This is a genomic window from Micromonospora sp. NBRC 110037 (genome assembly GCF_001652995.1).
GTDB classification, from domain to species: domain Bacteria; phylum Actinomycetota; class Actinomycetes; order Mycobacteriales; family Micromonosporaceae; genus Micromonospora; species Micromonospora chalcea.
Window position 1 is genome coordinate 110,068 of record NZ_BBVA01000005.1, and the last position, 17,459, is coordinate 127,526.

General features: G+C 67.7%; 15 protein-coding genes. 4 read left to right on the forward strand and 11 right to left on the reverse strand.

What is annotated here, in order from left to right; translation table 11 throughout:
- Nucleotides 1–209 precede the first annotated feature (209 nt).
- A complete protein-coding gene (gene ileS, locus A4R25_RS16810) occupies nucleotides 210–3,329 on the forward strand; it encodes an isoleucine--tRNA ligase (protein WP_064447337.1) in 3,120 nt (1,039 codons plus the stop codon).
- Nucleotides 3,330–3,419: 90 nt separating this feature from the next.
- On the opposite strand, the gene A4R25_RS16815 is transcribed toward ileS, so the two are convergent.
- The 11 genes from A4R25_RS16815 to A4R25_RS16860 all read right to left on the reverse strand — a co-directional run bounded on the left by A4R25_RS16815 (nucleotide 3,420) and on the right by A4R25_RS16860 (nucleotide 14,623).
- Nucleotides 3,420–3,968 carry a flavin reductase family protein gene (locus A4R25_RS16815; RefSeq protein WP_051611124.1) on the reverse strand — a complete coding sequence of 183 codons (549 nt, stop codon included), beginning with the start codon at nucleotides 3,966–3,968 and terminating at the stop codon, nucleotides 3,420–3,422.
- 110 nt (nucleotides 3,969–4,078) lie between these two features.
- Nucleotides 4,079–4,348 carry a phosphopantetheine-binding protein gene (locus A4R25_RS16820; RefSeq protein WP_069087898.1) on the reverse strand — a complete coding sequence of 90 codons (270 nt, stop codon included), beginning with the start codon at nucleotides 4,346–4,348 and terminating at the stop codon, nucleotides 4,079–4,081.
- Nucleotides 4,349–4,358: 10 nt separating this feature from the next.
- Entirely contained in the window at nucleotides 4,359–5,930 is a 1,572-nt protein-coding gene (locus tag A4R25_RS16825; RefSeq protein WP_064447338.1) for a class I adenylate-forming enzyme family protein, read from the reverse strand.
- A complete protein-coding gene (locus A4R25_RS16830; RefSeq protein WP_157539098.1) occupies nucleotides 5,927–6,811 on the reverse strand; it encodes a hypothetical protein in 885 nt (294 codons plus the stop codon). The genes A4R25_RS16825 and A4R25_RS16830 overlap by 4 nt, the downstream gene beginning before the upstream one ends.
- A 37-nt stretch (nucleotides 6,812–6,848) precedes the next feature.
- Nucleotides 6,849–7,679: a hypothetical protein gene (locus tag A4R25_RS16835; RefSeq protein ID WP_157539104.1), complete on the reverse strand. Its 831-nt coding sequence runs from the start codon at nucleotides 7,677–7,679 to the stop codon at nucleotides 6,849–6,851.
- Nucleotides 7,660–8,838, reverse strand: coding sequence for a YcaO-like family protein (locus tag A4R25_RS16840; protein WP_064447341.1), 1,179 nt, complete (start codon nucleotides 8,836–8,838; stop codon nucleotides 7,660–7,662). Before A4R25_RS16840 ends, A4R25_RS16835 begins: the two co-directional genes overlap by 20 nt.
- Before the next feature lie 10 nt (nucleotides 8,839–8,848).
- Nucleotides 8,849–9,778 carry a nitroreductase family protein gene (locus A4R25_RS16845; protein WP_064447342.1) on the reverse strand — a complete coding sequence of 310 codons (930 nt, stop codon included), beginning with the start codon at nucleotides 9,776–9,778 and terminating at the stop codon, nucleotides 8,849–8,851.
- Nucleotides 9,778–10,932, reverse strand: coding sequence for a nitroreductase family protein (locus A4R25_RS16850; protein WP_124778785.1), 1,155 nt, complete (start codon nucleotides 10,930–10,932; stop codon nucleotides 9,778–9,780). Before A4R25_RS16850 ends, A4R25_RS16845 begins: the two co-directional genes overlap by 1 nt.
- Before the next feature lie 155 nt (nucleotides 10,933–11,087).
- Nucleotides 11,088–11,258: a hypothetical protein gene (locus tag A4R25_RS31165; protein ID WP_157539106.1), complete on the reverse strand. Its 171-nt coding sequence runs from the start codon at nucleotides 11,256–11,258 to the stop codon at nucleotides 11,088–11,090.
- A 215-nt stretch (nucleotides 11,259–11,473) separates the two neighbouring features.
- Nucleotides 11,474–12,445 carry a ParB/RepB/Spo0J family partition protein gene (locus A4R25_RS16855; RefSeq protein WP_082931048.1) on the reverse strand — a complete coding sequence of 324 codons (972 nt, stop codon included), beginning with the start codon at nucleotides 12,443–12,445 and terminating at the stop codon, nucleotides 11,474–11,476.
- Between the two features lie 525 nt (nucleotides 12,446–12,970).
- Entirely contained in the window at nucleotides 12,971–14,623 is a 1,653-nt protein-coding gene (locus A4R25_RS16860) for a condensation domain-containing protein (RefSeq protein ID WP_157539108.1), read from the reverse strand.
- 75 nt (nucleotides 14,624–14,698) lie between these two features.
- Here A4R25_RS16860 and A4R25_RS16865 point away from each other — a divergent pair, with 75 nt between their 5' ends.
- The 3 genes from A4R25_RS16865 to A4R25_RS16875 are packed head-to-tail and all read left to right on the forward strand — an operon-like array spanning nucleotide 14,699 to nucleotide 17,419.
- The gene (locus tag A4R25_RS16865; RefSeq protein WP_231915555.1) at nucleotides 14,699–15,787 is read left to right on the forward strand and encodes an ATP-binding cassette domain-containing protein; all 1,089 of its coding nucleotides are present in this window, start codon (nucleotides 14,699–14,701) and stop codon (nucleotides 15,785–15,787) included.
- Entirely contained in the window at nucleotides 15,784–16,626 is an 843-nt protein-coding gene (locus A4R25_RS16870) for an ABC-2 family transporter protein (RefSeq protein ID WP_082931050.1), read from the forward strand. Before A4R25_RS16865 ends, A4R25_RS16870 begins: the two co-directional genes overlap by 4 nt.
- Complete coding sequence (locus A4R25_RS16875; protein WP_064447346.1) at nucleotides 16,616–17,419, forward strand: ABC transporter permease; 804 nt, start codon at nucleotides 16,616–16,618, stop codon at nucleotides 17,417–17,419. The genes A4R25_RS16870 and A4R25_RS16875 overlap by 11 nt, the downstream gene beginning before the upstream one ends.
- Nucleotides 17,420–17,459 lie beyond the last annotated feature (40 nt).

Below are 17,459 nucleotides of genomic sequence, written 5' to 3' on the forward strand. Positions count from 1 at the left end.
CAGCCAGCAGAGACCCGGGGATGGTGGAAGCCCGGGGGTGTGCGCAGCGGGAAGATCACCCTGGAGCCGTCGGAAGAAAGGCGTCACGCCGAGTAGACCCGACCACAACTTAACGAGAGGGCCGCGCGCTGTGGCCAAGGAGGGTGGTACCGCGGGGCCCGGGCCTCGTCCCTCCACCGAAGTTCGGTAACCGCTTCGTTGGAGGATCCATGTACCGCGCTGTGCCCGCGCAGGCGAGCTTTCCCGATATCGATCACGGCATCCTCAAATTCTGGAGTGATCGTAAGGTCTTCGCCCTCAGCCTGGAAAGATCGCAGGGGCGGCCGGAATGGGTCTTCTACGAGGGGCCCCCAACGGCGAACGGTATGCCAGGGGCGCACCACATCGAAGCCAGAGTGTTCAAGGACGTCTTTCCCCGGTACAAGACGATGAAGGGCTTCCATGTCGCGCGGAAGGCCGGCTGGGACTGCCACGGACTTCCGGTGGAACTGGCTGTCGAGCGCGAACTCGGCTTTTCCGGTAAGCGCGACATCGAGGCCTTCGGTATCGCGGAGTTCAACGCCCGGTGCCGCGAGTCGGTGACCCGGCATACCGACGAGTTCGCCCGGCTGACCGAACGCATGGGCTACTGGGTCGATATGGACGACGCCTACCGGACGATGGACCCGGAATACATCGAGTCGGTGTGGTGGTCGCTGAAGCAGATCTTCGAAAAAGGGCTGCTCGTCGAGGACTTCCGCGTGGCGCCCTGGTGTCCTCGTTGCGGGACGGGGCTGTCCGATCACGAGCTCGCCCAGGGGTACGAGGTGGTCACCGACCCGTCGGTGTTCGTGCGGTTCCCACTCACCTCGGGCCCCCTGGCGGGCCAGGCTTCCCTGCTCGTGTGGACCACGACCCCATGGACGCTGGTCTCCAACGTCGCGGTCGCGGTCAATCCCGACGTCACCTACGTCGTAATGACCGACGGCCAGGAGCAGCTCGTTGTCGCGGAGGCGCTGGCGGGCAGCGCACTCGGTGAGGGATGGACCGTCGTCGGCGACTCCTTCAGTGGCAAGGACATGGAACGCTGGACCTACCGGCGGCCATTCGACCTGGTCCAGGTCGAGGACGCGAACTTCGTCATCCTCGGGACGTACGTGACGACCGAGGACGGCACCGGCCTGGTGCACCAGGCGCCGGCATTCGGCGCTGACGACCTCGCCGCGTGCCGTGCGTATGGTCTTCCGATGGTCAACCCCGTCCGTCCGGACGGCACGTTCCAGTCCGACCTCGCGCTCGTCGGCGGCACGTTCTTCAAGAGTGCCGACGCGGTCCTGGTGGCGGATCTCGCCGAGCGTGGACTGCTCTTCCGCGAGGAGGCGTACGAGCACAGCTACCCGCACTGCTGGCGTTGTCACACGGCGCTGTTGTACTACGCGCAGCCGTCCTGGTACATCCGCACCACGGCCATCCGGGAAGCGCTGCTGCGCGAGAACGAGGCGACGACCTGGCAGCCGCAGAACATCAAGTACGGCCGCTACGGGGACTGGCTGAACAACAACGTCGACTGGGCGTTGTCCCGCAGTCGGTACTGGGGCACGCCGTTGCCTATCTGGCGCTGCCCGGACAACCACCTGACCTGCGTCGGCTCGCTGGCCGAGCTGAGCGAGCTGGCCGGGACCGACCTGTCCGAGCTGGATCCCCACCGTCCCTATATCGATGACGTCACCTTCGACTGCCGATGCGGCGCCACCGCGCGCCGGGTGCCCGAAGTCATCGACGCGTGGTACGACTCGGGCTCGATGCCTTTCGCGCAATTCGGGTATCCGCACAAGAACGTCGAACTCTTCGAGAAGCGGTACCCGGCGAACTTCATCTCGGAGGCGATCGACCAGACCAGGGGATGGTTCTACACCCTCATGGCGGTGGGCACCCTCATCTTCGACAAGTCGGCCTACGAAACGGTCGTCTGCCTGGGCCACATCCTCGCCGAGGACGGCCGCAAGATGTCGAAACACCTGGGGAACATCCTCGAACCCATCCCGCTGATGGACGAGCACGGTGCCGACGCGGTGCGCTGGTTCATGGCCGCTGTCGGTTCCCCGTGGTCAGCCCGGCGCGTCGGGCACAACACGCTTCAGGAAGTCGTCCGCAAGACTCTTCTGACCTACTGGAACACCGTGTCCTTCGGGGCGCTGTACGGCCGTGCCGCCGGCTGGTCGCCGTCGGCGGCAGATCCCGCGCCCCGTAGCCGCCCGCTGCTGGACCGATGGCTGTTGTCGGAGCTCAACAGCCTGGTACGCGACGTGGACGCCGCGATGGAGCGCTTCGACACCCACGAGGCCGGCCGGCTGCTGTCCACGTTCATCGACGATCTTTCCAACTGGTACGTTCGCCGCAGCCGCCGGCGTTTCTGGCACGGCGACCCGGCCGCCCTGGCCACGCTCCACGAGACGTTGTCCACCCTGACGCTCCTCCTCGCGCCGATCACACCGTTTGTGACCGAGCGGGTGTGGCAGGACCTGGTGGTTCCGGTCACGCCCGGTGCGGCGGAGTCCGTGCACCTCGCCGCATACCCCACCGGTGACCTGTCCCTGATCGACCCGGAACTGTCGGCGCAGATGCTTCTCGTGCGTCGGGTCGTCGAACTCGGCCGCTCCGCCCGCGCCGACTCCGGCATCAGGACGCGCCAGCCGCTGTCCCGCGCGGTCGTGTCCGCGGCAGGTTTCGCCGACCTGCCGGCGGAACTCCTCGCCGAGATCGCGTCGGAGCTCAATGTCGTCTCGGTGGCACCCATCACGGCCACCAGCGGTTCACTCGTGGACACGACGGTGAAGGCGAACTTCCGTCCCCTGGGCAAGAGGTTCGGCAAGGCGGTCCAAGGCGTCGCCGCGGCGATTATGGCGGCCGAGCCGACCGCCCTCGCCAACGCCCTCCGTACGAGAGGTGAGGCGACCGTCGACGTGGACGGTGAGGCGGTGGTCGTCACGGTGGACGAGGTCGTCATCACCGAGACTCCACGTGCCGGATGGGCGGTCGCCAACGACGCAGGTGCGACGGTGGCGCTGGATCTGGACATCACGCCGGAACTCCGCCTCGCCGGGATCGCGCGGGACGTGATCCGCCAGATCCAGGAGGCCCGCAAGGCCACCGGCCTGGAGGTCGCCGATCGCATCGAACTCCGCTACGAGGCGACCGCTGACACCCTGACGGCGTTGACGGAGCATCAGAAGCTGGTGGCCGACGAGGTGCTCGCGACGGACTTCACCCTCGGGCGGCCGACGTGGGCAGACGCGACGTCCTTCACCGACGAGACGCTCGGCCTGACGTTCTGGCTGCGTAAGGCATGAGGAGCGCCGGGGCCACGAGCACGCCGCCCGTTCGGCCGTGCGTCGTGGCCCCGGCCCTTCGTATCGGCCGGCGGCGGGCCGAGCGGCGGGTCAGCGAACCCCGTGGACGTCCGTGGCCAGAACACTGAACCGCCCGGTGTGGAACACCAGTGCGTCGGTGCGGTCGCCGTGGCCGATGTCCAGCACCGAGCCGAGGAATATGGAGTGGTCACCGCCCTCGTACACGGCGGCGAGCTCGCACTCCACCCAGCCGAGGTTGCCCTCGATGATGGGGGAGCCGGTGTGCTCGCCGGGCCGGAAATCGACGGTACGGAACTCCCGCTCGTCGCGCGGCCGGCTGGGACTGGCGAAGTAGCGCGCCAGTTCTTCCTGTCCTGCGGCGAGGATCGACACCGCGAACATCCCGTTCGCCAGGATTGTGCTGTGCATTGCGGCGGACTGCTTTACGCACACCAACACCATCGCCGGGTCGAGCGAGACCGACGTGAACGCGTTGGCGGTCATGCCGTGCGGGAGTTCCCGCCCGGACGTCACCACCGTGACGCCCGTGGCGAACGCACCCATCACCGCCCGCATGTCGACGTGACGGTCACCGCCGCAGCGGTCGCGGGACACGGGCTTCTGCTTCGCGGCTGTCACCGTTCACCTCTTCCGTCAGCCACCGGGGCCGTCAGCACGTCGCGCATCATCCACAGCGCTCCCTTCCCCGTCAGGTGAGTGGTCGGCGGCATGCGCGCACCGGCCTCGGCTCAGTCGCCGGAGCCGGCATCGATCGCCGACCGGGTGGAACTCCTCGCCACTATCTGCTCGGCGGTCGCTCGTATCGTCAGCCAGCCGACGTTCGCGGGGTCGTCGAAGCCGGCGTCGGGGAAGGTTCCTTCCAGCCGCGCCAACAGCTCCACTGCGAGGAGGGAGTCTCCACCCGCCGCGATGAAATCGTGGTCGACGTCCACCGCATCCGTCTCCAGCAGTTCCCGCCAGAATCCGCTAACTGTTTCGAGTACCTCAGACGAATCCACGTCGCTCTCCTCAGCGAAGCTCCGAAAGCGTGCCCTCGCCGCGCGCAATCGAATTCTTTAAATCGTTCTTCAGGATCTTGCCGTTCTCGGTCACGGGCATCGATCCGACAGCGAACACGCGGCGCGGTATCTGCTTCGGTGGCAGACGCTCGAGCAGGTGCACGCGAATGTCGTTCAGGCTCGTCCGGCCCGGCCGGAGCACCACGACCGCGGCGACGTACTCACCCAGCCGGGGATGCGGGAGTCCGAGCACGGCCGCGGCCTCGACCATCGGGTGCGAGAGGAGGGCGATCTCGACCGGGCGTGCCGAGAGCTTCTCCCCGCCGACGTTGAGGACGTCAGAGACGCGGTCGCTCAGATGCAGGTTGCCCTCCTCGTCGAGATGACCGATGTCTCCGGTCGCCGTCCAGCCGTCCGGAAGGAAGGTTTTCGAGGGCACTGAGTCGTGCAGGTAGGAGCGGCGTCCGCGGAACCGCGGACAGGACATCTCCACGCGGCCGTGGACGCCCGGGCCGACGACGAGCCCCGTCTCCAGGCTCCTGATGCGGATCCGGGTGCCTCGTGCCGGTCTCCCGACGACATCGGGATCCGCGCCCGCTGACGGCATCTCCACCATCGCGGGCCAAGCCTCGGTGGTTCCGTACGCGTTGACCACCCGAACGGACGGCAGCATCCGGCGGATTCGTTCCACATGAGCCGGATTCAGCGGCGCCGAACCGCAGTGGATTACCTCCAGAGACGCGAGCATCTCACGTTGCGACGAGGTGAGCGTCGTGAGATGTGCCAGCATGGCAGGCGTCAGGAACAACAGGGTGACCTGACAGTCGGCGACCGCCTTGCACACGTCATTGGTGTTGAACTCCGGCAGCGCCGCGACCGCCCTGGTGATGGGATGCGTGAGCCCGGGCCCGTCGATGCCCTGGAACGGGGCGTACAACATCATGAGCGCGGCCGCCGTACCGATCGGGAAGGCGTGCAGGATCGGTGGGCCGATGCCGCCGTGAGCGGACGGCGGGCGGGCGTAGACCTCCGTGAAGAGCGCGTGCGGCGTCACGACCGCCTTGGGCAGGCCGGTCGTGCCGGACGTGTAGAGAATGTCGGCCGTCTGCTCGGGGCGGGTCGTCGCCGGCGGGGGAACCCGGTCCCCACAGCGCGGAGGCTCGACCGGAAGAACCTGATACGGATCGCCGCCCGGGCCGTTCCCCACCGGCGACGAGTCCGCAGCGATCCATGCGGAGATGCCGGCGTCCTGGGTGATGAAGTCGCGGACGGACACCGGAGCTCCCGCCGAGACGGTGACAGTGACCGCGCCCAGCCGTTGCACCGCGAAGTAGGCGACGCACAGATCGATCCAGTGCCTGCGGTCGAACAGCAGACCGACACGCATGCCACTGGTGATCCCTGCCTCGGAAAGGCGCGCGGCCAGCGCCACCGAGTCGTGCAACCACTCCGCGAAGGTGAGACCACGCACGAACGGTTCGACCAGCGCGAGGCGGTCGGGAACCTCCCCGGCTACGCGCTCGAGCAGCCCGAACGTCCCCGTGCAACGGTCCGTCGCGCCACCTGCCCCTCTCGTCGTCACGGTGCCACCCGGGTCGCGACGTATCGGTGGCCGGCGCCCTCCTCGTCCGCGACGTAGGCGGCCGCGAGGTGATGGACGAACGGCTGGAGGCCGAGCGCTGACAGAAGAGCGGGGTCGGTGAAGCCCGTGCGGGTGGTCGAGCTGACGCCCTTCGCCCGAAGAGCGCGAGCGACCTCCGCGCTCAGCCGTCCGCCGTCGACGAGGAAGCCGCGGAACGCCTTTTCGTGGCGATAGCGTCTCCGGTAGGCGGCGAGATCGCCGAAGACCCCGATGGCGAGGGGAGCCAGGACGTCAAGTCGCGGATCCGCCGCGGCGTCCATGGACGCCAGGCGGACTCCTGAACCGTACGAGGCGGGGTCGGCCACAGTGACCAGGACGCGACCGTCCACGCGTGACACGATCAGTAGCCCGTGGGCCGCTCCGTAGCTGTAGAGCAGCTCGGCCGGGTGCACCGCCTCGCGCAACCGCCGGCGATTGGCGCGCACCCGGGTGAGAGCGGTCCAGACCACCGCCGCCCACGGTTCGGGAATCTGCTCCCGGCGACCCTGGGGGACAGCCGGCTCGCGCAGGGCATCGAGGTCGTCTTGCGAGAACAGCCGCAGCGCCGATGCCCGGAGGCCACCAGTCGAATCCGCTCCGTCGCGAAAATGATCGATTCCGCTCCAGGCGTGGTAGCGGCGCACCGGCCCCCACGACGTGCCGTCGGCACCTTCGCGTTCGACCAGGAGACCGAGGCGGATCAACTGCTGTACGGCCGGGTCCTCGAACTCCTCGGCGACGACCTGGTGCAGAAGCCGCTCGACGCGGCCCGCGTCCAGGCGCCACGACCGGCCCAGCGCCGGTGCGCTGATCCGGATGGTGTCGGAGCCCTCGTTCTCCATGGTCGTTCCCGCAGCCCACGTGTACGCGGCTCCCATGTCACAGCCCTGCCCAGCAGACAGCACCGACAGCCAACTGTCTGCCGGAGTCCAGCCCGACGACGTCATGGAACCCGGCGAGCACCGCATAGTTGCCGCGTGTCGCCCATCCCAGGTCCGAGCCGTACCCTTCGAGCTCGCCTATCGCGAGTCCTCCGATCCAGAGTTGCTCCATGTACTCGTCGGCAGCGTCCCGCTCGGCGTCGACGGACACTGATACGACTACCGATGCGCCGACGTCGAACTCCGCCCGGCCGTACGCGACCGGAAGGAGGGAGGACAACTCCTCGCCGAGGTCGTGCCGGCTTCTCGGGATCAGCAGGGTCCCGTCCGGGCTGTACCACCCGGGACCCAGTTCGCCGGCGTCGACAACCGCGACGTGGAACCCGACCCCCTTCGCCGCATACCGCCGGCGGCACCGACCCACCGCACCGAAGAGTTCTGCGGGCGACAGACGTGCCCCGCTCACGACAGGCGGGTAGTGCTCGACCACCGCTCCCATGTTCGACGGGTCGGGAAGCACCTCGGGCATCGACAGCGTGCGCGGCGACGAGCCGTTCCTCATCGCGTCGCTGACGAGGTCGAAGGCGGCGCCCCATCCGTGCTGCTGCCACGGTGCCCGATCACTGCCGGACGTGGGATATGACCGCCACCCACCCGACTCGAAGACGACGACGGCCTGATCGGTCGGCAGCACCGGCCGGCCTCCGCCATGCCGCGACGCGCCAGGCACCCCGCCGCCGGTGAACGGCGCGTCGGCGATCTGGCGCTCCTCGACGACCGCGGGCACCGGTTCCGCCGGAGTTCCTGGACTAGACAAACGGATGGTCATTGTTCACCCCGCCACCCGAGCGACGGAGGAACGCCTCTACCTCGGACGGGAAGCGCGGAGCGTAAAGCAGCGGGAACGGATTGATCTGGAGATGGAGCAGGGCAGGGACCACCGCGCGAGCGACCACGGCGCCGGCGGCCCATGCCGGGGTGATGTCGCTGTACGCCCAGCGGAACCCCTCTGCGGAGATGGCATCGCCGATCTCGGTCCAGGTACGTCCGCCCGAGGTCGGGCCCTGGGCTTCAGCCACCTGGTCGACGAAGTAGTCGCCCAGGTGGGCGCGCCCGTGCCTCGCCCACCACAGCGCCCGGGTGTTGATGCCCACCGGCCGCTCCTCGGGGTCTCCCCGGCGGAGCAGACGCCAGCCGAGGTGAAAGATGTGCACCGCTTCGATCGCCGCTGAGCGGATCGCATCCGCCGCGTCCGCATGGGCGGCCGACCCGAAGGCCACCTCCGGCAGTCCGTCGCGGGTGCCGACGATGGCGGCCAGCGCGACCTGCAATCCGAAATGGCTGCCGGGCAGCAGCCCGACGACCACGTCAGCCGCACCGCCGAGAATTTCCGCGATGTCGTGAACGGAGTACCGGTCGTCGCCGGGACGGACTCGGGCCGCGCGGCGCCCGGAGTAGACGGCCGCCGCAACGGCGTGCCGTTCCACGACCTCAGTGAGCGCGCGGGTGAGGGCCGTGTCCCAGTCGACCCCGCAGGCGGCGCCGATCGAGGTCATCGGTTTGACGCGGGTCGGATCCGAGTCGTGGACCCGCATCCGCTCGACGTCGGCGGGTACGAACACCTCGCCGTGCGGAGACTGCATCGTCACCCAGGTGTTCTGGGAGTGCGCGTTCCATGCGAACGGGCGGAGCAGCGGCTCTTGCGAGCACTGTTCCGGGCTGAAGGTCGCCCGGTCGTCGAGACGGATGGCCTTCGAGCCGAGCTCGTTCGCGGACGCACGCACAGGTGCGAGGGCTGGCTCGTGCAGCGCGGCGCGCTCGACAGCCTCACCCAGTGCTCTCTCGTCCGCCCGTGCGGGGTCAAGATCCCACGCGACGCCGAGCACGTCGTCGTCCGCCTCGACGACAGAGCCGAAGAGCCCGTCGAAAGGACTCGTGAATCGGACGCATTTCCAATCATCGCGGACGACCGCAGCGGTGAGTGCCATTTTTTGTGGGTCAGCCTTTCCTGCTGGTCTTCCGACCGAAGGTGATGGTGTAGACCGGTGCCTCGTCATCCGAGAGCCCGAGCAACTCCGCCAGCACGTTGTCATTTGTCGCCGGGGTGATCAGCGCGCCGCAGTCGTACGACTCCGCCGCGATGATGAATTTCTGCGCGACTCGACCTACCTCGACGTACAGTTCGCGCAAGGCCCTCTCGTAGGGGAACATTTCCTGGCGGCGGGGGAAGTCGACGATCAGCACGATCGTGGCGCTTGCCGTCATGGGTGCCTGCATGCCGCACATCAGATCGGCCATCTCCTGGCGGAAGCTGCCGGAGGTCAGCTGATCGGCTCGCTCGCCGGCGAGGTCGAGAGCCCAGATGCCCGAATCGACGCCGTTGATCGCGTACACGACGGCGGCCATACGCACGCCTGCCAGCGAGCCGGACGGCTCGAAGGGTGCCATGAGCGCGGAGAAGCAGCGGAAGATGGCGGCGACGGTCTCCCGCGACAAGGGCTCCGGCTCGAACTGGCGGGCCGTGCGTCGTCGTACCAGCAGTTCACCGACGCTGACCCCGCCGGTGCCGGCCGTAGTGCCTTCTTCTGCCCAGTTCCACTGCGGCGTCGACGTCGCTGGACGCGTCGGCTGAGCCTGACTGCCGCGTGCCGGATACCGGGCCTCCCGCCTGCTCTCCGAGATCTGCTCGGACCAGTTGAAGTAGTCGAGGCTCGGACGCCACCCGTTCGTGACCCAATCGGTCGAGATCGAATCGAGGTCGTCCGACGGAGACAGTTCGCGGGCCCCGACCTCGGGGGCGTCCGACACGAGTTTCCGGGCGAGTTCGGCGGCGTCGAAGCGGACCGACTGCGCCGACTGGGAGTCTTCGAGAACGGCGGCGTCACGGTCGGGTCGGATGACGAGGAGTGGCGACCATGTCGTGGACATCAATCCCGGCTTTCTGCAGGCTGATCGGCTGCGTGTACGAGAGTCGCTGCGATTGTCGCCTCGACGCGGTGGTCGGTGCCGAGCGCGTCCGCGACCTTTTTGCCGTCGAGGTGCTGGGCATGCCGGACCGCCCAACCGTTCGCGCGGCTCAGGTACTCGGCAGTACCCATGAGGTGGCCCACATCCATGTGCACCGTCCGGAAGGTCCTTGGTTCCCGGTAGCGGTAGCGGTTCCGGGCGAAATAGGAGTTGAAGAATATGAGTGCGTAGGGGCGGTTGTCGTCGGCGATACCCGACAGGTCCGCCAGGTCGCGTGACGAGGCGTCGAGGTGATCCATGCGGTCCAGCGCGCCGTCGACGGTCGCGACTTGGTAGACACCGTCGTCGATCCCGTCGACGGCATGCGTGACGACGGAGAACTCCGTCGGATGACGACTACCGCCGGAAGGGCTCGTCTTCCGCAGCAGGTTGGCCGATTCCGCGAACGGCATCCTGGCCTGACGAATCGGTCGGGTCAGCAGGGAGAGCAGCGACGCAAGGCGGTCGTAGTCCAGCGGCTGCGCCGCTACCGCAAGGTTCGTCGCCGCCGAAGCGGTCGCGGGGAACAACTCCGGGGCGGGGTCCGGCAGTGCGTACACCTTCTCCTGGTCGTGCAGCCGGGGCCGGGCCCGATCGACGTCGGGCTGCTGCGCGTTGTACGCGACCATCCGGCGTACGTCCTCCGCGGAGTTGCCGTCAGCCTCGTAGAACTCGAAGGGGTATCCGTAAGTACGCGCGTGATAGCGGGAGGCGGCCCGCCATCCATTCTCGGCCCACGATTCCAGCCACCGCCGCGTCTTGATCGCCTCGGCGTCGTCATCGCGCACCAGGTACTCGTGGGCGACCAGCCACTCGGCGATCAGCTCGGCCCTGCGCACGGAGCCGATCGCCGCCATGATCGGCTCCGACAGGGAATAGATGGTTCCCGGAGCGAAGGCGGCAACGAGCAGACCCGCAGCCGACGCGGGAACCTTGTGTCCGTTCAACCTGTCGTCTCGGCTGATGAGCCACAGGTCACTGGCCGCCGGCTCGATGCGCACAAGAGGGTGCGCGCGATACGTTGCGGAACGGGCGTCGGTGCCGTTTTCTGCGGCAGCCTCAGCTAGCGTCTCCAAAGCAGGGTCCTATCTCTTGTACGCTCCGACCGGTTGACTTTCTGGACAACCTGAATGATTGACATCCTGTCGGCGTTCGCGGATACGGCTGCCCGATGACAGGAAAGCGCGTGCTAACCGGCCGAAAGACGGCCGGTTAGCACGCGACAGTTGGATCACAGGGACGTGAAGCCGCCGGTGCAGCCGCCCTGGATGAGGGCCGTCGAGAAGAGGTCGACCTCCTCGAAGAGACCCTCGATGTTGTCGATGGACGATTCCTCGGCGGTCTCGTTGAGGGAGACCTCTGCGTTTTGCGCGGACATTTCCTGCGCGGTGGTTGTCATCATGCAAAAAGCATTACAGGGCTATTTAGCTATGTCAATGAGTGCAGCTGCGGCGGGCGCAGTCCTGGCTCTTCCGGACATATTTGCGCCTCGACGTCGACGCGACGAGCGAGCGTCCGGCCACCGCCCGGCGCCGGGCGGTGGCCGAAGAAGTGCCAAGGCTGAGGTGCGGTGGGGCGGACGATCGCGGCGTGTGGACGGTCGGCGGGTTTGGCCGCTCAACCCACCTCGGTCTGGACGCGGATCGCCGCTCGCGCGGAGAGTTGCTCCCACTGCTGCGACAGTCCGCGACTGAGGCGGGCCACCAGCGGGAGGCAGTGCGGTGGAAGAGCGTTGATGATGTCGTGGTCGGAGACCAGGCTGAGTTGTTGATGCAGCATGCGCAGCAGGGTGCGCCCGGCCTCGGTGTAGCGCACGGACGGATCCTTGGCGAGGTTCTCCAGCGCCAACGCGGTGACGTCCCGGCTCGGCTCGGGCGCGCCGGGCGGCTCCTTGACCGCGGACAGTGCCCGTGCCGGCGACGGTGAACCCGCCGCACCGTCGTTCTGTTTGCGGCGTATGGTGCGGACCGTGTTCGGTGAGACGCCGGCCAACCGGGCGATTTCCCGCAGCGAAGCATCAGGTCGTTCGGCCAGGAGCGCGACGACAGCTTTCCGGCCGGCGTCGGCGTCTGTCGGCCGGACCCGTCCGTCCCGGCCGGTCCGCTCGGCCGGCATCGGCTGGCCGCTGCGTTGCCTCAATGTGCTGATCGTCTTGGCCGACAGCCCGGTGGCGCGGCCGAGTGACCGGTCCGACCAATGCGCGAACATCTCCAGCAGACGTTCGGCCGCCGCCCGGCGGTCGGCCAGGGTCAGCGGCAGGCCGTGCTTGATGTTGCTCGTGACGCTGCGCAGGAAGGCCATCTGGTCGTCGTCGTCGAGCATCAGCGCGTGAATCGAGTCCGCACCACGGAGCAGTGCCGCCTGCAGACGATGCATCCCGTCGATGACGCGCATGGTGCTGCGCTGCACCAGGATCGGCGGGTGCTGGAGTTCGGACTGGGCCAACAGCTGTACGTGCGTCTCGTCGACCCCGTGCCGGCGGGGGCCCTGACCGGGCAGGAGCGACCGGATCGGTACCGATACGGCCTCCTGCTGGCTTCCTTCGGTCCAGCTCTCCACAACCTGCAGCGGATCGTTGGCGTCGATCAACCTGTCCTCCCCGTGAACAGCTGCTGATGCCTCGCTGACCGGCTCTTCTTGGGCTCAGTCGTCGCCTCTCGTGAGTGGAACCGGTCCGATAAATCAGAGAACAACTTGTCGGAAATTTCGGGCTCCGGTGATGCCGCTGGTAGTGGGCCGATCCTGAGTACTCTGGCGGCCCGCGGCATGTGCAACTGTAGCTTCTGACCGCTTGCACAGGTGCCCCGCGGCACCCGGAAATTTCTCGGATTCAATGCGTCGACGCTCTTTTCCCTGCTTGGCGGTCGGTCTCGCTGTGGTGTAGGGCAGGGGGTCACCTACGCGGTCGCGGGTGGCATGCCGTGCGACCCGGTGTCGCGTGCGCAGCTGCGGAACCGCATCACTGCCGCGCCGGGATTCTCGGTGCCTTTCCGTAACTTCCGGGAGTGAGAGGGCCATGGCGACCTGGGCGCCGCCGACCGGTTCGAGAGCGACTGCGGCCTGCTGTCCTCGCGTGCCCGGGCACCCGGGCCGCGAGGCGGTCCACGTCGCCGATCAGTCCTGTACATCCCCTGCCCTCGAGACGAACCGGTGCGGGCGCATGCCGACCCGGCAGCCACGAAGCGCCTCGACGACAACGGTGTCGGAAGGAGCGCTGGTCTCGCGGCCGCTCCGAGGACTGGCCACCATCGCCACCAGGGAAGCCTCACCACCGGGAGTCTCAATCGCAAGTCGTAGGGTCATGCCCGGAAGCGCCGCATGCAGGCGTGCCGCCGTGGTGGGTAGGTGGATCCAGCTGTGGTCGATCTTGACCCAGTCGTCCGTCGCGCGGAACGACACGACGCCGGTCTCCGCGACGAGAGCGTCCGCGCTGAGCTCCGGTCGCAGGACCGCGGTGACGAGAATCGACTCGAACGCACGCAACCACTGCTCCGCCTCGGCGGGAGCGACATAGGCGGTGTCGACGAGCATCAGCACTTCGAGTATGTCGTCGCGGCGGTCCAGGTAGCAGAAGAGGGTGCTCGTGCTGCACTGGTCGCCGCCCAGCCACCGGACGGAGGTCCTGGCCGCTTCCTCCCGTATCCGCGCGGCGTTCGGTGCCTCCGCGGGGAGCGGCACGAACAGTCGGCTGTTGAGCCAGTAGGAGAGATCCAGCGGGAAGCCGCGTCGCTTCTCGACGCGCTCGCGCACCTCCATCAGGCCTCGGTGCGGGAAGCGCCCGGTCAGTGTCGCGTGGTGGATGGCGCCGGCGGATCGCCGCAGCAGTGCGTCGAAGTCGGCGTCGTCGATCGCCACGCAGGTGGGAACGTCCTGGGTGAGGCAACCCACCACGGCAGCCGTGTCCCGACCGGCCCGGTTGCTGACGCACACCTGGAGGTGAGCCCGGCTCAGCCCGCTGACGTGGGCCAGCACGAGGGAGAGGGCCGCGTGGCCGACCGCCGTCTCGCTGACCCCGTGCCGCTTGGCCAGGTGACTCAGGCACCACGCGCCGGCTGACGTCTGCATCACCACGTACCGATAGCGGGGATGCAACGGCTCGACCGGGAGCCGGGGCAGCATGCTCTGAGGCATGCGTGCAAGGCTCCGTTCGTGCCGGAGCAGCGCACGGGCCCCTTCCCGCCGGCCGGCCTCACTGCTCTCCCAGTGGCTGACATCGACGGGGTGGATCGCCGACGGCTCGCCGTCGGAGAAGTCAGCCTGGAGGACGTGGCGGAGGTGCCAGGTCATCCAGTGAGCGCCGAGGTAGTCCGACGCGAGATGGTTGATGGCCAGCAGGACGAAGGCCGGGCCACTCCGATCGGTCAGGATGCCCACGCGAACGGGGAGGTCGTCGGCCCCGAACGGGGTGCCCGCCAGCTCGGCTGCCGATTCGAGAGCCGATGTGAAGGTGGCTGTCACGGCGGTGATCACCGCGACGTGCAGGACTCCCTCGGTTGTGACCCTTTGCTGTGCGGAGGGCGCGTCCGGCTCGAACAGGGTTCGCGCGGACTCGCAGGCCTCGACCATTCCTCTGATGGCGGACGCGACCTCGTCGGCTTTCAGACCCGGCTTGATCCGGTGAGCGAACTTGAGGTTGAGTGAGGCGTTGTTCGGCTGGAGATCCGCCATCAGTTGCGCCATCCTCTGCTGTCCCCAGGTCAGATCGGCGGTTCGCCCGGACGGCGCACGAAAACGAATTTCCAATTTTTCTCCGTCCCGCAGTGACATCTTCTCCGTTGAACAGGACACCGAAAACAATTCGATTCAGAGAGAGGCTTGCGTCGAAGGCTATCGCTGGCATCCGTGCGGGGCAAGGTGGTTGGCGCGGCGATGGAAATGGTGCATGCTCGTCCGGTGACATTGATCCAAGTCGCAGGACTGCGTAAGGTCTTCCGCAAGCCGGAGAAGGCGCCGGGGCTACGCGGTTCCCTCCGGCACCTGCTCCAGCGTAGATTCTCCGAGCACGTCGCTGTGGACGGCATCGATCTGTCTGTGGCACAGGGCGAGGCAGTGGCCTACGTCGGTCCGAACGGCGCCGGCAAGTCCACCACGGTGAAGATGCTTTCCGGGATCCTGGTCCCGACCGCTGGACAGGTCCTCGTCGACGGCTTGGTGCCGTACCGGGCGAGGGTGGAGAACGCGCGACGCGTCGGCGTCGTCTTCGGGCAGCGAACGCAGCTGTGGTGGGACCTGCCCGTACGTGACTCGCTCGAACTGCTGCGGGACATGCACGGTCTGGGCGCCGCGCGGTACCGGGAGACACTGGCCCGCCTCGACGACGTCCTCGGCTTGGCCGACCTTCTCCCGGTGGTCGCCCGTAAGTTGTCGCTGGGGCAACGCATGCGGGCCGACCTCGCCGCGGCGCTGCTCCACGAACCGCGGATCGTCTACCTGGACGAGCCGACGATCGGCTTGGACATCGCGGTGAAGGACCGGGTGCGTTCCTTCGTGCGTCGGCTGGTGGCGGACGGGACGACGGTCATGCTCACCACCCACGACCTCGCCGACATCGAGGACATCTGCCGGCGCATCGTGATCATCGACGCGGGACGTGTGGTGTACGACGGTGACCTGCAGTCGGTGAAGGACACCCATGTCCGCGAGCGGTCGATGTCCTTCGAGCTGGCCGCCGGCTTGCCGGGCGTCGATCGGATCGCCGCGCGACTGCCGGGCGCTCAGGTCCGCGCGGGGTCGGACGACCGCGAGCTCACGGTCACCTTCGACCGGATGACGCTCGGCGCGCGAGAGGTGCTGGCGGCAGTGCTCGCCGAGGCGGAGATCGTCGACATGCACATCGACGAGCCGGCCATCGAGACGGTCGTCCGGAAGGTGTACGCGGGGCAGTTGCGGCCCGAGCCCGGCGGCGGGGTCGATCGGGAGACCGTGTCATGACATTCGTGACCGCCGGTGCGGTGCCGTTGCCGGCTGATACCCGATCACGCCGGATACGTGCCTATCGGAGCATGGCCCGGATGGCGCTGAAGAGCCTTCTCGCCTATCAGACGAGCTTCCTCTTCGGCATGCTGGCCTCGGCGTTCGGCGTCCTGTCCATGCTGTACCTGTGGCGCTCGGCACTCGCCGCCGGCCCTCGGCAAGGATTCGACTGGCCGCAGATGAAGGCGTACCTGCTGGTGGCGTTCGTCGTCGGTTCGCTGGTGTCCAGCTATACCGACTATCGAATGGCCAACCGCATCCAGCAGGGCGACGTGGCCATGGACCTGGTTCGGCCGGTCGACTACCAGTGGTCGCGCCTGGCCGAGAGCGTCGGGTTCGCCGTCTACGAAGCCGGCACGGCGATCGTGGTCGTCCTGGCAGCCGCCGCGATCTTCGGCGGCATGTCGCCGCCGGACCGGGACACCTTGCCGCTGTTCATCCTGTCCGCCTTGCTGGTGCTGCCCCTGCGGTTCGGAATCGTGTACCTGAGCGGTCTGCTCGTCTTCTGGACACAGAACTACGTGGGTGTGCAGGCCGCCCGGATCGCCCTGATCACGCTGTTCTCCGGGGCACTCGTACCGCTGGCCTTCCTGCCCGAGTGGATGCGGGTCATCGCCACGTACCTGCCGTTTGTCGGAATGGCGTCGACCCCGGCGCTGCTCTACACCGGCTCACTGGACGGCAGCGACGCGACGACCGCCGTGCTGGTGCAGGCGGCCTGGGCGGTCGCGCTGTGGTGGCTGGCGCGGTTGATGTGGTCGGCCGCCGCTCGGAAGCTGACGGTCCATGGTGGCTGAAGCACGACGAGCGCTGTGGCTCTACCGCCGTCTGCTCGGTGCCCAGGTGCGCGCCACTCTCCAGTACGAGGCCGACTTCTGGATCATGAGCCTGTCGGCAGTTCTCGTGCAGGCCGTCGGCGTGGTCTTCCTGTGGGCGATCTTCCGGAGCATCCCGGAGATCAACGGCTGGCAGTTCTGGGAAGTCGTGCTCATCTACGCGCTGGTGGTCGTCGCGGAAGGGCTGAGCGTGCTGGTCGCGCAGGGAGCCTGGACCCTCGCGGTGACTGTCAACTTCGGACAGCTGGACGCGATGCTGTTGCGGCCCTATCCACCGGTCCTCCAGGTGCTCAGCTCCGCGGTGGGAATGAACGGACTGGGCAATCTCGTCCTCGGCACCGGTCTGCTGATCGCCGCGGTGCGGCACGTCGACGTCAGTTGGAACGTCGGTCGCGTCGCGCTCGGGCTGCTGCTCGTGGTTGCGGCGGCCGGTGTGAAGATCGGGCTCAACCTCCTCACGAACTGCGCCGCCTTCTGGTTGCGTTCCCCGTACTCCATGTTCGCGTTCTCCATGCACAGCTTCGGGGAACTGGCTCGTTTTCCGGTCACCATCTACGGCCTTGGGGTCCGGATCACCCTTACCGTCGTCCTGCCCTATGCGTTCATGAGCTTCTTCCCCGCCGCGGCTGTCCTCGCGCACGGGCCGGCTCGTTGGCTGGGGCTGCTGACGCCGGTCGTCGCCATCTACTGCCTGTGGATCGGGACGACCGTCTTCCGGTACGGGCTCTCACGATATGAAAGCTCCGGTCACTGATGTGCGAACACATCGGCCGCCACGCCGATTCCGTCGTCCA